This window comes from Roseovarius ramblicola (assembly GCF_042430665.1).
Taxonomy (GTDB): Bacteria; Pseudomonadota; Alphaproteobacteria; order Rhodobacterales; family Rhodobacteraceae; genus Roseovarius; species Roseovarius ramblicola.
The window spans coordinates 243,440-260,429 of the sequence record NZ_JBHMEC010000015.1 but is presented as its reverse complement, the minus strand read 5'-3'; the positions used below and the strand labels follow the sequence as shown (position 1 = coordinate 260,429).

15 protein-coding genes and 1 tRNA gene are annotated in these 16,990 nt (G+C 68.1%); 6 read left to right on the top strand and 10 right to left on the bottom strand.

Annotated features, from left to right (window positions below):
• Nucleotides 1–6: 6 nt before the first annotated feature.
• Nucleotides 7–348: a carboxymuconolactone decarboxylase family protein gene (locus ACFFU4_RS09895; RefSeq protein WP_377069588.1), complete on the top strand. Its 342-nt coding sequence runs from the start codon at nt 7–9 to the stop codon at nt 346–348.
• Between the two features lie 80 nt (nt 349–428).
• Nucleotides 429–1,166, top strand: coding sequence for a GH25 family lysozyme (locus ACFFU4_RS09890; RefSeq protein ID WP_377069586.1), 738 nt, complete (start codon nt 429–431; stop codon nt 1,164–1,166).
• A gap of 30 nt (nt 1,167–1,196) precedes the next feature.
• Here ACFFU4_RS09890 and ACFFU4_RS09885 read toward each other — a convergent pair whose 3' ends face one another.
• The gene (locus tag ACFFU4_RS09885; protein ID WP_377069584.1) at nt 1,197–3,704 is read right to left on the bottom strand and encodes a GcvT family protein; all 2,508 of its coding nucleotides are present in this window, start codon (nt 3,702–3,704) and stop codon (nt 1,197–1,199) included.
• A 193-nt stretch (nt 3,705–3,897) separates the two neighbouring features.
• Here ACFFU4_RS09885 and panB point away from each other — a divergent pair, with 193 nt between their 5' ends.
• Both panB and panC read left to right on the top strand, forming a co-directional pair.
• Nucleotides 3,898–4,722: a 3-methyl-2-oxobutanoate hydroxymethyltransferase gene (panB, locus tag ACFFU4_RS09880; protein ID WP_377069582.1), complete on the top strand. Its 825-nt coding sequence runs from the start codon at nt 3,898–3,900 to the stop codon at nt 4,720–4,722.
• Complete coding sequence (panC, locus tag ACFFU4_RS09875; protein WP_377069580.1) at nt 4,719–5,564, top strand: pantoate--beta-alanine ligase; 846 nt, start codon at nt 4,719–4,721, stop codon at nt 5,562–5,564. Before panB ends, panC begins: the two co-directional genes overlap by 4 nt.
• 205 nt (nt 5,565–5,769) lie before the next feature.
• Here panC and ACFFU4_RS09870 read toward each other — a convergent pair whose 3' ends face one another.
• Complete coding sequence (locus ACFFU4_RS09870) at nt 5,770–6,762, bottom strand: P1 family peptidase (protein WP_377069578.1); 993 nt, start codon at nt 6,760–6,762, stop codon at nt 5,770–5,772.
• 151 nt (nt 6,763–6,913) lie between these two features.
• On the opposite strand from ACFFU4_RS09870, the gene ACFFU4_RS09865 reads away from it, so the two are divergent.
• Nucleotides 6,914–8,122, top strand: a complete 1,209-nt coding sequence (locus tag ACFFU4_RS09865) for an aminopeptidase P family protein (RefSeq protein ID WP_377069576.1) — start codon at nt 6,914–6,916, stop codon at nt 8,120–8,122.
• A 38-nt stretch (nt 8,123–8,160) separates the two neighbouring features.
• Here ACFFU4_RS09865 and ACFFU4_RS09860 read toward each other — a convergent pair whose 3' ends face one another.
• The 4 genes from ACFFU4_RS09860 to ACFFU4_RS09845 are packed head-to-tail and all read right to left on the bottom strand — an operon-like array spanning nt 8,161 to nt 11,668.
• On the bottom strand, nt 8,161–9,303 hold the full coding sequence (locus ACFFU4_RS09860; protein ID WP_377069574.1) for a saccharopine dehydrogenase family protein: 1,143 nt from the start codon (nt 9,301–9,303) through the stop codon (nt 8,161–8,163).
• Nucleotides 9,304–9,306: 3 nt separating this feature from the next.
• Nucleotides 9,307–10,362 carry a saccharopine dehydrogenase gene (locus ACFFU4_RS09855; RefSeq protein ID WP_377069572.1) on the bottom strand — a complete coding sequence of 352 codons (1,056 nt, stop codon included), beginning with the start codon at nt 10,360–10,362 and terminating at the stop codon, nt 9,307–9,309.
• An 11-nt stretch (nt 10,363–10,373) separates the two neighbouring features.
• Entirely contained in the window at nt 10,374–11,000 is a 627-nt protein-coding gene (locus tag ACFFU4_RS09850; protein ID WP_377069570.1) for a glutathione S-transferase family protein, read from the bottom strand.
• Between the two features lie 17 nt (nt 11,001–11,017).
• Nucleotides 11,018–11,668 carry a histidine phosphatase family protein gene (locus tag ACFFU4_RS09845; protein ID WP_377069568.1) on the bottom strand — a complete coding sequence of 217 codons (651 nt, stop codon included), beginning with the start codon at nt 11,666–11,668 and terminating at the stop codon, nt 11,018–11,020.
• Nucleotides 11,669–11,858: 190 nt separating this feature from the next.
• Between ACFFU4_RS09845 and ACFFU4_RS09840 the strand changes: the two genes are divergently transcribed.
• Nucleotides 11,859–11,934 (top strand) — tRNA-Thr (locus ACFFU4_RS09840).
• Nucleotides 11,935–12,228: 294 nt separating this feature from the next.
• On the opposite strand, the gene ACFFU4_RS09835 is transcribed toward ACFFU4_RS09840, so the two are convergent.
• The 4 genes from ACFFU4_RS09835 to ACFFU4_RS09820 all read right to left on the bottom strand — a co-directional run bounded on the left by ACFFU4_RS09835 (nt 12,229) and on the right by ACFFU4_RS09820 (nt 16,972).
• Nucleotides 12,229–13,302, bottom strand: a complete 1,074-nt coding sequence (locus ACFFU4_RS09835) for a BMP family ABC transporter substrate-binding protein (protein WP_377069566.1) — start codon at nt 13,300–13,302, stop codon at nt 12,229–12,231.
• Nucleotides 13,303–13,322: 20 nt separating this feature from the next.
• Nucleotides 13,323–14,237, bottom strand: a complete 915-nt coding sequence (locus ACFFU4_RS09830) for an ABC transporter permease (RefSeq protein ID WP_377069564.1) — start codon at nt 14,235–14,237, stop codon at nt 13,323–13,325.
• The gene (locus tag ACFFU4_RS09825; protein ID WP_377069562.1) at nt 14,237–15,319 is read right to left on the bottom strand and encodes an ABC transporter permease; all 1,083 of its coding nucleotides are present in this window, start codon (nt 15,317–15,319) and stop codon (nt 14,237–14,239) included. Before ACFFU4_RS09825 ends, ACFFU4_RS09830 begins: the two co-directional genes overlap by 1 nt.
• A 135-nt stretch (nt 15,320–15,454) precedes the next feature.
• Entirely contained in the window at nt 15,455–16,972 is a 1,518-nt protein-coding gene (locus ACFFU4_RS09820; protein WP_377069560.1) for an ABC transporter ATP-binding protein, read from the bottom strand.
• Nucleotides 16,973–16,990 lie beyond the last annotated feature (18 nt).

The following is a 16,990-nucleotide window of genomic DNA, read 5'->3' as shown; positions in this document are numbered from 1 at the left end:
GCGGACATGCACTGGCAGGATACGATCGACGGTCAAAGAACGGAGTTGCGCGCGCTCAATGCGCTTATCCCCGACACCGCCCGCGCCTTTGGCGGGCTGGGAAAGGCGGTGAAGGAGGGTGGCACGCTCGATTTCAAGACCAAGGAGTTCCTCGCCCTCGGGATGTCCATCGTGATCCGATGCGAGCCCTGTATCGGTCTGCATGTCGAGGCGCTGGTGCGCGCCGGGGCCACCCGCGAGGAGGTGGGAGACGTGCTGGCCATGTCGATCCAGATGGGCGGCGGCCCGGCGATGATGTATGCCGCGCATGCGCTGGCCTGTTTCGACGAGGTGTCCGAAAATCCGTGACGCCGGCGGGCGAAACCTGCTGACCGGCCCTCTGCGGATGTATAGGATCGGCGCACGCCCCCGCCCGGAGATGCCCGCCGATGCTGCGTATCCTGTCCCTCTGTGCCTGGTTTGCGGCCCTGCCCGCGTTCGCCGCCGGGCCGTTCGGCGATTACGAGCCGGTGGATTTCGGTCCCGAAGGACCGGCGCGCTACCCGGTGCATGGCATCGACGTGGCGCGCTTTCAGGAGGCTATCGACTGGCGGCGCGTGGCGGCATCGGGCGTGGCCTTTGCCTGGATCAAGGCGACCGAGGGCGGCGACCTCAAGGACCCGCAATTCGACCGCAATTGGCAGTTGGCGGCGCGCCACGGCATCCCGCGCGGGGCCTATCATTTCTATTATTTCTGCACCGACCCGGAGGTACAGGCGCGCTGGTTCATCCGCAACGTGCCGCGCCGGGGCAAGGCATTGCCACCCGTGCTCGACATGGAATGGAACCCGTTCTCGCCCACCTGCACGGTGCGCCCGTCGGGGGAGGAGGTGCGCAGGCAGGCGCGGATTTTCCTTGATATCACAGAGCGTTACTATGGCCAGCGCCCGATCGTCTACACCACGCCGGAATTCTACGCCGCCACCGGGATCGGGCAGGTGCGGGCCGAATTCTGGCTGCGCTCGGTGGCGAAAACGCCCGACCGGGTCTATCCGGGGCAGCCCTGGGTTTTCTGGCAATACACCGGCACCGGCGTGGTGCCGGGGGTCGCGGGCGGCGTCGATATCAACGCCTTTCGCGGCACACGGGGCGCGTGGCGCAGGTGGCTGCGACGACACCACAAATGAAGGGACGCCCGAAGGCGCCCCTGTCGTCTCTCACCCGTCCTTGCGGATGGTTTCGTTCTTCGGATCGTAGGGGCTGTCGCAGGTGACGGTCGCGTCCCACAGCTTGTCGAACATGCGAACCTGTAGCCTCACACCCTCAACCGCAAGGTTCGGACGGACATAGCCCATGCCGATGGACTGACCGAAGGCCACCGAGTAGCCGCCCGACGTCAGGCGGCCCACCCGCTCGCCCTCGGGGGTGTAGAGCGCCTCGCGGCCCCAGGGGTCGGCGTCCTCGGGCCCGTCGATCAGCAGCGTGCAGCACTTCACGCGCACGCCGGTCTCGACCAGCTTGTCCTTGCCGCGGAACTCCTTGTCGAGATCGACGAAGCGGGGCAGGTCGGCCTCAAGCGGCGTGGCATCGCGGCCCAGCTCGTTGCCGAAGGCGCGATAGGATTTCTCCTGCCGCAGCCAGTTCTGCGCGCGCGTGCCGACCAGCTTCATGCCGTGCTTCTCGCCCGCCTTTTCCAGCAGGTCGAAGAGGTAATTCTGCATTTCGATGGGGTGATGCAGCTCCCAGCCCAGCTCGCCGGTATAGGCGACGCGGATCGCGTTGACCGGGCACATGCCCAGCTCGATCCGCCGCGCTGAAAGCCACGGGAACCGCTTGTTGGAGAGCGCCGTTGCCGGGTCGGCATCCTTGATCACCTCATTCAGCACGTCGCGCGATTTCGGCCCGGCGATGGCAAAGACGCCGTGCTGTGTGGTCACGTCCTGGATCTCGATATAGCCGAATTCGGGGGCCATATCCTCGGCGGCCTTGCGCATGTAGTCGGCGTCGTATTCCGTCCATCCGCCGGAGGAGACGAGGTAATACTCGTGCTCTTTCAGCCGAACGATGGTGTATTCCGTGCGGGTCGTGCCGTGATCGGTGAGCGCATAGGTCAGGTTGATGCGGCCGACGCGTGGCAGCTTGTTGCAGGTGAACCAGTCGAGAAAGGCGGTCGCGCCGGGGCCCTTGACCATGTGCTTGGTGAAGGCCGAGGCGTCGATCAGGCCGACGCCCTCGCGGATCGCGCGCGCCTCTTCCACGGCATATTGCCACCAGCCGCCGCGGCGGAAGCTGCGGGCGTCGTGGTCGAAGGTGTCGGGCGCGCCCACGGGGCCGAAATAGTTGGGCCGCTCCCAGCCATTGACCCAGCCGAACTGCGCGCCGCGCGCCTTTTGCCGGTCATAGGCGGGCACGGTGCGCAGCGGACGGGCGGCGGGGCGCTCCTCGTCGGGGTGGTGGAGGATATAGACGTGGTCATACGCCTCCTCGTTCTTGCGCGCGGCGAATTCGGTGGTCATCCAGTTCGAGGAATAACGCTTGGGGTCGAGGCTCGCCATGTCGATCTCGGCCTCGCCATCGACCATCAGTTGGGCGAGGTAATAGCCGGTGCCGCCCGCGGCGGTGATGCCGAAGGAAAAGCCCTCGGCCAGCCACATGTTGCGCAGCCCGGGCGCGGGGCCGACCAGCGGGTTGCCGTCGGGAGTGTAGCAGATCGGGCCGTTGAAATCGTCCTTGAGGCCGCTTTCCTCGCAAGACGGGATGCGGTGGATCATCGCCATGTATTGCTCTTCGATCCGCTCCAGGTCGAGCGGGAAGAGGTCGGCGCGGAAGCTGTCGGGCACGCCATATTCAAAGCAGGCGGGGGCGTTTTTCTCATAAACCCCGAGGATCCAGCCGCCACGCTCTTCGCGCACGTAGGATTGCGCGTCGGCGTCGCGCACCACGGGGTGCTCCTTGCCGCCATCCGCGCGGTACTCCACGAGTGCCGGATCCTTGTCCATCACGATGAACTGGTGCTCGACCGGGATCGCGGGGATCTTGATGCCCAGCTTGCTGGCGGTGGTCTGTGCGTGGTTGCCCGAGGCTGTCACGACATGCTCGGCGGTGATCACGATCTGCTCGTCCGAGGGCACGAGGTTGCCGCCCTTTTCGACCATCCTGGTGCAGGTCACTTCCCAATGGGTGCCATTCCAGTGGAACGCATCCGCCTGCCACTTGCGCTCGATCATCACGCCCCGCTGGCGCGCGCCCTTGGCCATCGCCTGGGTCACATCGGCGGGGTTAATATAGCCGTCCTCGGTGTGATAGATCGCGCCCTTGAGGTCGGAGGTTTCGATCAGCGGCCAGCGCTCCTTGATCTGGTCCGGGGTCAGCCATTCATAGGCCACGCCGCAGGTCTCGGCGGTGGAGGCGTAGAGCATGTATTCGTCCATGCGCGCGTCGGTCTGCGCCATGCGCAGGTTGCCGACCACGGCGAACCCGGCGTTGAGCCCGGTCTCTTCCTCAAGCGTCTTGTAGAAATCGACCGAATACTTGTGGATGTGGGTCGTGGCGTAGGACATGTTGAACAGCGGCAGGAGCCCCGCCGCGTGCCAGGTGGAGCCGGAGGTCAGCTCATCGCGCTCCAGCAGCATGACATCGTCCCAGCCCGCGCGGGCCAGATGATAGGCGATGGAGGTGCCGATCGCACCGCCGCCGACGACGAGGGCTTTGACTTCGGTTTTCATGGCGTGCGACTCCCTTGGGAAAACGTCTTTGGAATGGTGTTTATCAATCCTGTGAAATCACGCGCAGCCCATCCGACACTACGCCGCACGAAAGCGACGCGGACCCGGATCGGCGTGCGATAACAGAGAGGTGGATTTCCCCCGCGCGGCTTGATACCTAGCGCGCCAGCACGACAGCACGGAAGCCCACGCCATGAGCGCCACTGCCCGCAAGACCGCCCCCCTGCCCGAGGACATCCGGGCGATGAAGGGGCGCGCGCCCATCGTCAGCCTCACCGCCTATACCACGCCGATGGCGCGGATGATGGATGCGGCCTGCGATTTCGTGCTGGTGGGCGACAGCCTCGGGATGGTGGTGCACGGCATGACCTCGACCCTAGGTGTCACGATGGAGATGATGATCCTGCACGGGCAAGCCGTGGCGCGGGGGCTGTCGCGCGCGATGCTGGTCATCGACATGCCCTTCGGCAGCTACGAGGAAAGCCCCGAGCAGGCGTTTCGCAACGCCGCCCGCATCATGCGCGAAACGGGGGCGGCGGCGGTCAAGCTCGAAGGCGGGCAGCACATGGCCGAAACCATCGCATTCCTGGTGGCGCGCGGTGTGCCGGTGATGGCGCATATCGGCCTCACGCCGCAATCGATGAACACGCTCGGCGGCTACAAGGTGCAGGGCCGCGGCGAGGCCGCCGAGCGGCTGATGGCCGATGCGCGGGCCGTGGCCGGGGCAGGGGCGTTCTCGGTGGTGCTGGAAAAGCTGCCCTCGGTGCTGGCCGACCGGATCACCGCCGGGATCGACATCCCCACCATCGGCATCGGCGCGGGGGCGGGCTGTGACGGGCAGATCCTCGTGGTCGATGACATGCTGGGCCTGTTTACCGCGTTCAGGCCGAAATTCGTCAAGCGCTATGCCGAGTTGGGGGATGCCGGCGAGGCCGCCATAGCGGCCTATGCCGAGGAGGTGCGGGCGAGGGCGTTTCCCGCGCCGGAGCACGGATTCGCCGAGGAGGCGCCGAATTGAGCGCGCCGATCCTGCGCCGTCTCGACGATCTGCGCGCCGCCACCCGCCCCTGGGTGCTGGCGGGTGAGCGAATCGGCGTGGTGCCGACCATGGGCGCGCTGCATGACGGGCACCTGTCGCTGGTGGCGGCGGCGCGGGAGCGGTGCGACCGGGTGATCGTGACGATCTTTGTCAATCCCAAGCAGTTCAACAACCCTGCCGATCTGGAAAAGTATCCCCGCACCGAGGAAGAGGACGCGCGCAAGCTGGCGCGCTTCGGGGTGGATGCGCTTTGGGTGCCGGAGGCGGACCAGATGTATCCGGCGAATTTCGCCACGACCGTTTCGGTCAGCGGGCTGACCGATGTGATGGAGGGATCGTTCCGGCCCGGCCATTTCGACGGGGTGGCCACGGTGGTGACCAAGCTGTTTACCCAGACCAGCGCCACCGACGCGTTCTTTGGCGAGAAGGATTTCCAGCAACTGCTGGTGGTGCGGCGGATGGCCGCCGATCTCGACCTGGGCGTGACGGTGCATGGCTGCCCGACGATCCGCGATATCGACGGGCTGGCGCTCAGTTCGCGCAACCTGCTGCTGTCGGACCGCGCGCGCACCACCGCGCCGCGCCTGCACGAGGAGATGGAGGCGCTGGTCGAGGGGCTGCGCGCGGGCGAGGATTTCGCTGACCTGCGCGCGCGGGCGGTGGCGCGGCTGGAAAAGGCGGGGTTCACCCGTGTCGATTACCTCGATTTGCGGGCGCAGGACGATCTTGCCGCGCTCGACGCGCCCGACCGGCCCGCGCGGCTGTTTGCCGCCGCGTGGCTGGCGGGGGTACGGCTGATCGACAACATCGCCGTCTCGTAAACATCGCCGGGTGACGCAACGTCATGCGCATTCGCCGGGCAAAGGTCAGGATTCCCTGACCAGACATATGCAGATCCTGTCCCCATGTGACATGCGCCGGGTGCGTTCGTTTCCAGAGTGTCCCAGTGAAGACACCCGGCGCGCCACCACTCACGACTGTTGTGTACCCCAAGGCCCCGGTGGAAACGCCGGGGCCGCGTTTCGTTCAGCCGAAGCGTGCCTGCCACGCGGGCAGCGAATCGCCCGGCAGGGGCTTGGCCGCGTGGATCGCGCGGGCGATGGCGCGGGCCATCGTGCAGGCGGCGGCGTGACCCAGGAGCACCTGCGCGGGCAGGTCGGGCGCAGGCCGCGCGCCGGTGGCGGCGGCAAAGAGCAGATCGCCATCCATCGCTGTGTGCGACGGCATCAGCGCGCGGGCCAGCCCGTCCTGTGCGGCGGTGGCGAGGCGGGTGCACTGCGCCTGTGAGAGGGCGGCATCGGTGGCGACGATGCCGATGGTCGTGTTGCCGTGCTGCGCAAGTTTCGTGGGGGCGCGCAGCGCGTCGGGATGATGCGGCGCGGGGCCAAGCCCGCCGAACTCGTCGCCGATCTCGAAGGGCGCGGCCCGGAAATGCGGTCCGTCCCCCACAATGGCCGACCCCAGTGCATTCACGGCCACCAGCGCGCCCACCGTGCTGCCATCGGGCAGGCGGGTCGAGGCAGAGCCGAGCCCGCCCTTGAGATCGGCGGTGGTGGCGCCGGTCCCGGCACCCTCGCTGCCGATGGCGAACTCGTCCGACGCGGCGGCGAGGGCCGTGCGGCCAAGCGTCTTGTAGGGGTTGTCGGACCAGCCCTGGTCGCCGCCGTTCAGCAGATCGAACAGGATCGCGGCGGGCACGATGGGCACGCGCATCCCGCCCACGGCAAAGCCGCGCCCCGCCGCGCGCAGCCCGTCGGTCACGCCCGAGGCGGCGTCGAGACCGAAGGCCGAGCCACCCGACAGCACCAGCGCATCGACCTGCTCGACCACGCGGTCGGGGGCCAGCAGGTCGGTCTCGCGCGAGCCGGGCGCGCCGCCCATGACATGCACCCCGGCGGTGAACGGCGCGTCGGCGGTGAGCACCGTCACGCCCGAGCGCAGCGCGCCATCCCCGGCATTGCCCACGCGCAGCCCGGCCACGTCGGTGATGAGGTTGCGCGCGCCCGTCCGCGTCTTCATGCCGCAAATCTCCGTTCCGGCCACAAATCACCTTGCCAGAGCGCGCGCGATCGGCAAGAAAAGAAACCGGCCCGGGCGATGGCGTCGCCCCGATCGGGGCCGTTCCCAACAGTCCTGAACGCCGGGACCTTCTTTTGCAAGGAGGGTCACAATGACTGCACGTCCAGACTTCTACCGCTTCCACAACGGCGAAAAGGCCCCGCTGCCCTTTGCCGTCCCCGAATACGAGGCCCGGGTCGCGGGCCTGCGCGCGATCATGGAGGCGGCGGGGGCGAGCGCCGTCGTCCTCACCTCGATGCACAACATCGCCTATTACTCGGGGTTTCTCTATTGTTCGTTCGGCCGTCCCTACGGCCTTGTCGTCACCGAAACCGCCTGCGTCACGATCAGCGCGGGGATCGACGCGGGCCAGCCGTGGCGGCGCTCGTTCTGCGACAACATCACCTATACCGACTGGCAGCGCGACAATTTCTGGCGCGCGGTGCGCGAAGTCGCGGGCGAGGGCGGTGTCATCGGCTACGAGGGCGATCACCTGACGCTGATGCAGCGCGACAGCCTGGAGGATTTCCTCAAGCCGCTGACGATGGTGGACCTTGCGCCCGCCACGATGCGCCAGCGGATGCGCAAATCCGAGGCCGAGATCGCGCTCATCCGCTCCTGCGCGCAGGTGGCCGATGTGGGCGGCTATGCTATCCGCGACGCCGTTGAGGTCGGCGCGCGCGAGATCGACGTCGCCATGGCAGGGCGCGACGCGATGGAGGTGGAGATCGCCAAACGCTTTCCCGATGCCGAGTATCGCGACACATGGGTGTGGTTCCAGTCGGGCCTCAACACCGACGGTGCGCATAACCCGGTGACGGCGCGGGCGATCGGGCGCGGCGATATCCTGTCGCTCAATACCTTCCCGATGGTCTCGGGCTATTACGTGGCGCTGGAACGGACCATGTTCGCGGGCGAGGTGGACGCGGCGAGCCGAGCGATCTGGGAGGCGAATGTCGCCGCGCATGAATACGGCATGTCGCTATTGAAGCCGGGGGTGAGTTGCGCCGAGGTCACGCACAAGATCAACGATTTCTTCGAGGAACGCGACCTGCTGCAATACCGCACCTTCGGCTACGGCCACAGCTTCGGCATCCTGAGCCATTACTATGGCCGCGAGGCGGGGCTGGAACTGCGCGAGGATATCGACACGGTGCTGGAACCGGGCATGGTCATCTCGATGGAGCCGATGCTGACGCTTGGCGCGGATCAGCCGGGTGCGGGTGGCTACCGCGAGCACGACATCCTCGTCATCACCGAAGACGGCAACGAGAACATCACCGGCTACCCCTACGGCCCGGAGTTCAACGTGGTCGGCTGAGTCGGGTACGGGGCGGCCCGGTGCCGCCCCGCAGACCGTCAGGCGAGGTGATCGACCACCTGCAAATGCTGCGCCAGCCGATCCACCTCGCCGAGATACCGCGCCACCAGCTTTGGGTCATGCGGCGCGGGGCTGACGCCCGCCGGGATCTCGCGCGCCAGCACCGATTCGACCGCCAGCGAGACCGGGATCGACACCAGCCGCGCCATCGCCGTGCCGCGCGCATCGCCCCAGGCATCCATCACGTAGGTCTTGTGCCAGACCGGCTGGCCGGCCTTTTCCGCCTTGAGATCGACACAGAGTACGACGCGGTCCGGCTCGCCCTCGTCATACGCATGCTCTTGCCAGAACTGATCCGACATTTCCTTGAGCCGCGCCTCGCCCGCGTCTCCTTCGAGCGTCTCGATTTCGGCAAAGATGTCCTTCCACGCCTCCGACCAGCCATTCAGCCGCAACGTGCCGCGCACGAAATCCCTGACCCGCCAGTCGGGATCGAACCGGTAATCGGCGATAAAGGGGATGGAATCGCGGTTGGGGTAGACCTCGAAGGTCTCGGGCGTGGGCAGCGGTGCCTCGTAGGACGACAGCGCATCCCATGGCCGCGCGACATTCAGCTCCGCGAATTCGCGGATCGAGCGCGACGGTGAGCGCAGCGCCTTGAGCACGCCGAGGGGCGACCAACTGAACTTGTAGCGGAACGCATTGGGCACCTTGGGCACGCCGCCGCAATAGGAGGTGAACGACAGGTCGTTGGCCGCGTCGCACACCCCAGAGGCGCGGTAATCGGCCACGAGGTGATGCGCCATCAGGTGGTCGATGCCGGGGTCGAGGCCGATCTCGTTGACAAGGCTCAGCCCCTTGTCCCGTGCGGTGGCGTCCAGCGCCCGCATCTCCGGCGCGATGTAGGAGGACGAGACGAAATGCGCGCCTTTCTCAAGGCACAATTCCGCCAGCGGGACGTGCCAGTCGCCGGGCAGCATCGAGACGACGACATCGCCGGGCGCGAGCGCCCCGGCGAGCGCGTCCCTTTCAAAGGCGTTGATCCGGTCGGTCAGGTCGCCCACCGCCGCCTGCGCCTTGTCGGTGGAGCGGTTCCACACGGTCACGTCGTGCCCTGCCCCGATCAGCCGCCGCAGGCCGGGAATGGCCGAAAGGCCGGTGCCGCACCAATGGATTGTCATATCTCAGACCTCCTTCATATGAGTTCGATAGGTTGCTTCCGCCCGCGCCCAGACCCCCTGATCCAGCGCGTCGAGTGTCAGCAGCGAGGGCAAAAGCTGGCTTGCGTAATCCTGCGAGGATTCCACCGGCAGCAGCGAGGGCAGGTTGTCGATGGCCATCACGTCGAGCGGCGGCGCATCGTGGACCCGCACCGCCGGGTCGGCCCATGTGGTGGCGCGGTCATAGACCGGCACCGGGTTGTAATCGCTGTCTGGATCACAGGCGACGTCGCCGATCACGGTCAGGCGGCGGGGCTGATCGAGCGCGGATTTCGGCACGAAAACCGGCGTGCCGGGGCGCGCGAAGATGCAGTTGAGGAAGATGTCGTGGTCGAGGATTTCCGGGAACGGCCCGCCCTTGGCGGTCTCGGCCATGTCCCAACGGGTCACGGATACGCCCATGGCCTCGCACAGATCCGCAGCACCCGTGCCGACGCGGCCAAGCGCGCCGATGACGATGGCCGTGGGGCGGTCCGTGGCCGCGGTGTCGAGCTGCGTGCCGAGGGCGGCGAGCAGGGCATCGCGCCCCGGATAGGTCGCGACCGGCGGGCAGGTGCCGCCGCCGTGCTGCGCCGCCCATGTCATCAGCGACACCGCCGCCCCCGCGTAGCCCGCCCAATAGCCGAAGGCGGCAACGCGCCGCCCGTCCGCGTCCACCAGATATTCCAGATCGTAGAGCGTGCCGCCGCCCTCCCTGAACCGCGTGAGCAGGCGCTTGCCCGCATGCTGCCCCTTGAAGGCATGACCGAACATGATGTGGCGATGCGGCAGGGGGGTGCCGTCCTCGGGCAGCTCCTTGAGGCCGAAGATGATCGCATCCGAAGGGGCGGAGGGCCAGGAATTCTCCGCCGCGATCTCGCAGCCCGCGTCGCGGTAGCCGCTCATCGGGATGGCGCGGGTGCGGCTGTCCTCCACCGTCACGCGGATGCCGCGCGCGATCAGGTGCGCCGCCCCCTCGGGGGTGATCCCGACCCGTTCCTCATTCGGCCGCTGCTCGGCCCGGACCCACAGATGTGTCATGCGCCCCCCCCTCAGAGCATGTCGTCGATCATGTCGTCGGCGATCACCTGCGCCACCGAGGCACGGGTGCGCATCGCCTCGACAAAGGCCCTGATCCCGGGGAATGCCGCCATGTCGACCCCGTCGCCGGGAAGCCAGCTACAGGCGACATAGAGATAGGGATCGGCCAGCGAAAGCGCCTCGCCCAGCACGTAGGGCCCCTTGAGCATGTGGGTCTCGACATGCTCCGCGCTCGCGGTCATCGTCTCGACCGCCCTGGCCTTCATGTCCTCGATCGAGCTGTCCTCGGTCGCCCAGCGGTGGCCGCGCGCGCGATGCGCGTGGTTCACATGCATGGTCGAGGCGAGATAGCACATCGCCTCGCGCATCCGGGCGGCCTGCCACGGATCGGACGGGCGCAGCCCGGCGGCGGGCGCGAGATCGGCGATATGTTCGAGGATGGCGGCGGTCTCGGTCAGGATGCCCTGATCGGTGACAAGCGCGGGCACGCGGCCCTTGGGGTTGATAGCGTGGTAGTCCGGGCGGGTCTGCTCGCCCGCCTTGAAATCGAGCCGCACCGGCTCGAATTCCAGCCCCGCCTCGTGCAGTGCGATGGCCGTGGCAATGGCGATGGTGCCCCTGGCATAATAGAGTTTCATGGTGCGTGTCCTCTTGTTCAGATGAAGGTGCGGGCATGGGCCCGGTCCGGCGCGTCGAGATGCGGCGTGGCGTTGAACGCCCCCACCATCAGCATGTCGTGGACATGGTGCACCCGGTGCAGCGAGCTGTTCATCACCTGCAGCATGACCTTGGACATGGCCCCGATATCGAGCCCGAGCGCGTGGCGCATGGCCATGCCGATCACGCCCCCCGAGGTGACGACGAGAACGCGCCCGCCGCTGCCCGACAGCTCGTCGAGCAGGTCGGTCACGCGGGTGGAAAAGCTCTCGTAGCTCTCGGGCAGCCCGTCCAGATTGTCTTGCGCCCAATGCTCGATCACCCGCGGCAGGTAGCGGGCGAATTGCGTGGCGTCCTGCGGGGCGGGGATGCCGTGCTGCGCCTCGACCGCGTGGGCCAGCGCGAAATAGCTCAGTTCGTCGAGCCGCGCATCCACCTCGCCGCCGCCATAGCCCATCGCCTGCGCCGTGCCGCGCTGCCGGGCGAGCGTGCCGGTGATGACACGGTCGAAATGCGGGTCGGTGGCGCGCATATGCGCGCCGAGCCAGTCCGCCTGCTGCACGCCAAGGGGCGAGAGCCGGTCATAGCCCGTCTCGTCGGTGGCCCTGTTATTGGCCTGCCCGTGCCGCACCAGAACGATCTCGGTCACTTTGCGCCCCCCGTCTTGCGGCGCGACGTTAGCGCCCCGCGCGACCGGGGGAAAGGTGGCGCGGGCGGATTTTCCGCCGCGCTTCGTCGGTGGTGGCACAAGGCGCAATTCCTGTTGCGCCCCCCGCGCGCCTCGGTTAAAGCGGCACCCGGTCCCGCCGCGCCAGACCCGGCCAGCGGGCGAGAAGGTGGCCGCTGTAGCTCAGCTGGTAGAGCACGTCATTCGTAATGATGGGGTCGGGGGTTCGAGTCCCTTCAGCGGCACCACAATTCTCCAGTCACCCCACGAAACGCCCGGGGGGCCGGCGTGGAGCGTACCCGCGTTCATTCGCAGTCACGCGCCACGCTCCAACTCCTTGATTTTGCATGTCCGCAGCGCGTCTGCCGGACCAGCGTGGGACGGGGGTGTGCCAGCGTGCCCTCGGTCTTGGGGCGTTTCATGCTCCGGCCCGGTGATCCGCGCTGCACGGCAAGATCGGCCGCACCCTTCGACAGGTCTGGTAAAGGCGTCGGAGCGTGCCCGCGTCGATGCGAACGAACGCGGGCACGCTTTGAGCAGGATCAGTTCGGGATCTGCCCGCTCAGACCCTCGACATAAAAATCCATGCCGAGAAGCGTGCCGTCATCGGCAACCTCGCCCTCGGCCAGCCACGCGCTGCCGTCCTGACGGTTGATCGGGCCGGTGAACGGGTGGTATTCGCCCGCCGCCATCGCCTCTTTCAATGCCAGCGCCCCCGCCCTGACGTCCGCGGGCACCGCATCGGTGATCTCGCCGATCCCGACCATGCCCTTGCCGATGCCGTGCCAGACCTGTTGGCTCTGCCACGTCCCGTCCATGACCGCCTGCGTGCGGGCGATGTAGTAGGGGGCCCAGTTGTCGATGATCGAGGAGACGCGCGGGAACGGCGCGTATTCGGCCATGTCCGAGGCCTGCCCGAAGGTCACGACATCGCCGGCCTTTTCCGCCGCCGCCTGCGGCGCGGTGGAATCGGTGTGCTGCAGGATCACGTCGGCGCCCTGTTCGATCAGCGCCTGCGCGGCGTCGGCCTCCTTGGCCGGGTCGAACCACGTATAGGCCCAGATGATCTTGAACTCGACATCGGGGTTGACCTTTCTGGCATGAAGATAGGCCGAATTGATGCCGCGGATGACCTCGGGGATCGGGTAGGAGGCGATGTAGCCGATGATGTTCGATTGCGTCATCCTGCCCGCGATATGGCCCTGCACCGCGCGCCCCTCGTAAAAGCGGGCGGAATAGGTCGAGACATTGGGCAGGGTCTTGTAGCCGGTGGCGTGTTCGAATTTCACGTCTGGAAACGTCTTCGCCACCTCGATCGTCGGCTCCATGAAGCCGAAGGAGGTGGTAAAGATCAGGTCCGCGCCCTGAAGCGCCATCTGCGTGATCGCGCGCTCGGCATCGGCGCCTTCGGGCACGCTCTCCTGATAGACGGTCTCGACGGCATCGCCGAAATGGTCCTCGATGGCGAGGCGGCCCTTGTCGTGCTCGTAGGTCCAGCCGCCGTCGCCGATCGGGCCGACATAGATGAAGCCGATCTTGGTCTTGTCCCCGGCGGTGGCCACGGTGGCGAGGCCGAGCGCGAGCGCGACGGTCGTGAGCAGGCGGGTGAGGGTCATGTGGGTCTCCCTGTTGTGGGTCATTGCGAGGCGTGGAAGATGCGCCCGAGCGAGCCGGGCGCGCGCGAGCGGTCGGCCGACATGATGACCAGCACGAGGATGGTGATCAAGTAGGGCGACATGGAAAGATACTCGACCGGGATCGCGAGGCCGGTTGCCTGAAGATTGAGCTGCAACACCGTGACCCCGCCGAAAAGCCAGGCACCGAGCAGAACCCGCCCCGCCTTCCACGAGGCGAACACGACGAGTGCCAGCGCGATCCAGCCGGCACCGGCGGTCATGCCCTCGGTCCATTGGGGTACGCGGATCAGGCTGATATAGGCCCCGCCGAGGCCCGCGCAGGCCCCGCCAAAGAGGATCGCGAGGACGCGCACGCGCACCACCCGGTAGCCCAGCGCGTGGGCGGCGTCGTGGTTCTCGCCCACCGCGCGCAGGATCAGGCCGGTGCGGGTATATTTCAGCATCGCCCAGACTGCCGCGACCAGCGCCAGTGCCAGATAGACCATCGGATCGTGGGAAAATACCACCCGACCCAGGAAGGGAATGTCGCTCAGCGGGCCGAGGTCGAGCCGCGGGACGGGCGGCGGCTTGATGCCCTGATAGCCCTGCCCAAGCAAGGACGACAGCCCCAGCCCGAACAGCGTGAGCGCGAGGCCCGACGCCACCTGATTGGCCAGCGCCAGTTGCGTGAGGGCCGCGAACAGGAGCGCCAGCACCGCGCCGCCCGCCGCCGCCGCGACGAAGCCCGCCACGGGCGAGCCGGTGTTCACGGCCACGGCAAAGCCGCAGATCGCCCCGGTGACCATCATCCCCTCGACCCCGAGGTTGAGCACGCCCGCGCGCTCCACCACCAGTTCGCCCAGCGCGGCCAGCAAGATGGGCGTCGCCGCCACCACCAGCGCGGCCAGCAGCAGGGCCGGATCTATGGCGCCCATCACGCGGCCTCCCCGTGTCGCAGGCGGACGCGGTAATTGGTCAGCAGGTCCACCGCCAGCAGGAAAAACAGCAGCATCCCCTGGAAAAGCTGGATCGCGGCGGCGGGCAGGCCGAGCGTCGATTGCGCCATCTCGCCGCCGATATAGGTGAGCGCCATCAACAATCCCGCCAGCGCGATCCCCACCGGGTGCAGCCGCCCGAGAAACGCGACGATGATCGCGGTAAAGCCATAGCCCACGTTGAAATCGATGCTGACCTGCCCCGCGGGCCCGGCCACCTCGAACATCCCCGCCAGCCCGGCCAGCGCGCCCGAGGTGCCGAGACAGATCACCACCAGACGCCCGGGCCGCACGCCCGCAAAGCGCGCCGCGCGCGGCGCCTGCCCGGCGAGCCGGATGTGAAAGCCCATGAGGTGACGGCTCAGCAGCACGTAGGCGAGGATCACCGCGATCACCGCCGCGGCCACGCCCCAGTGCATGCCGGTGCCCTCGATGATCTCGGCGTTGTGGGCGGCGGGATAGTCGCGCAGGTTGCGCGAGCCGGGAAAGCCGCGCCCGTCGGGGTTGCGCATCGGACCCAGCGCCATCGCCGCCAGAAGCTGCTCGGCCACGTAGACCAGCATCAGCGACACGAGGATCTCGTTGGTGCCGAAGCGCACACGCAACAGCGCCGGGATCATCGCCCAGGCCCAGCCGCCGAGCGCGCCGGCGAGCACCATCAGCGGGAACACCACCGCGCTGTCAAGCGGATAGAAGGCCAGCCCCACCGCTGCCCCGGTGAGCGCGCCCGCGATATACTGCCCCTCGGCCCCGATATTCCAGACACCGGCGCGAAACCCGAGGCTGAGCCCGATGGCGATGAGGATGAGCGGTGCCGCCTTGATGAGAAGCTGTGGCCGGTAATAGAAGGCGAACTCGCCAAAAAGCGGCTTCCAGAAGATCGTGGCAATCGCCTCGACCGGGTCCTTGCCCAGCGCGGCAAAGAGCGCGCCGCCCGCGAGCATCGTCACCACCACCGCCAGCGGCGGGGTGGCCCAGGTCCAGACCCGCGAGGGTTGCCGCCGCTTTTCCAGCCTCACCATGGCCAGCGCCCCGCCGCGCCGAGGGGGCGCTGCCCCCGCCGCCCTTCGGGCGCCTCCCCCGGAGTATTGCGACCAAGAAGAAGCCGTGCGCGCGCACGCGGCTTCTTCCTGGCAAAAATACTCATGTCCGCCGCCTCAGACATGCGCCACCTCCATGTCGTGCGCGCCGCCCATCATCAGCCCGATCTCCTCCACGTCCAGCCCGGCGGTGGCGCGCGCCGGTGACAGCCGCCCGGCGTTGAGCGCGGCGAAGCGGTCGGAGATTTCCATGAGTTCGTCAAGGTCCTGGCTGATGCACAGGACCGCCGCGCCCCGGGAAGCGAGGTCGAGCAGCGCTTGCCGGATGGCGGCGGCGGCGGCGGCATCGACGCCCCATGTGGGCTGGTTGACGACGAACACCTCCGGGCGCTGCAGCACCTCGCGCCCGATCACGAATTTCTGCAGGTTGCCGCCCGACAGCGCGCGCGCCGTCGTGCCGGGGCCGGGGGTGCGCACGTCGAAGCGCGCGATCACCGCCTCGGCGAAGGCGCGCGCCGCGCCCCACCGGATGAGGCCGCGGATAACGAGCCGCTCGCGGTCGGCCCCGGTCAGCAGCGCGTTCTCGGTGAGCGTCATGTCCGGGGCGGCGGCGTGGCCGAGGCGCTGCTCGGGGGCGGCGAGCAGGCCGCGCCGCCGCCGCGCGGCGGGCCCGAGCCGGCCAATCGGCGTGCCGTGCAGCCGGATCACCGAGTTTGCGGTCGTGATCTCGCCCGACAGCGCGGCGAGCAACTCGTCCTGCCCGTTGCCCGCGACACCGCCGATCCCGAGGATCTCGCCCTGCCGGACCGCGAGGCCGATATCCCGCAGCGCGGTGCCGAAGGCCGAGGGCGCGGGCAGCGACAGGCCCGCGACCTCGAGCGCCACCCCGCCCGCCGCGTGCGCGGTGCTCCGGGGCGCGGCGAAGCTGGCCCCCACCATCATCTCGGCCATCGCGCGCGCCGGGGTCTCGCGCGGGGTGCAGGTGCCCGCGTTGCGCCCCTGCCGCAGGATCGTGGCGTGATCGCAGAGCGCGCGAATCTCCTCGAGCTTGTGCGAGATGTAGAGGATCGCCACCCCCTCGGAGGCGAGCCTGCGCAGCGTCCCGAACAGGATGTCCACCTCCTGCGGCGTCAGCACCGAGGTCGGCTCGTCCATGATCAGCAGGCGCGGCTCCTGCAACAGGCAGCGGACGATCTCGACGCGTTGGCGTTCGCCCGCCGAGAGATCGCCGGCGAGGCGGGCAGGGTCCAGCGGCAGCCCGTAGGTTTCCGACACCTCGCGGATGCGCGCGGCGAGCGCGCGCATGGGCGGCGGGCGCTCCATCCCCAGCGCCACGTTCTCGGCCACGCTGAGCGCGTCGAACAGCGAGAAATGCTGGAACACCATCGCCACCCCCGCCGCCCGCGCCGCCGACGGGTTCGCCGGGGCGAAGGGCGCGCCGCGCAAGCTCATCGTGCCGCTGTCGGGCCTGACGAGGCCATAGATCATCTTGACCAGGGTGGACTTGCCCGCGCCGTTTTCGCCCAGCAGCGCGTGCACTTCGCCCTCGCGGATGTCGAAGCTGACCGCGTCATTGGCGATCACGCCGGGATAGGCCCTGGTCAGGCCCGAAATGCTCAGCAATGGCGCGGTCATGCGGCCTGTCCCTGTGGC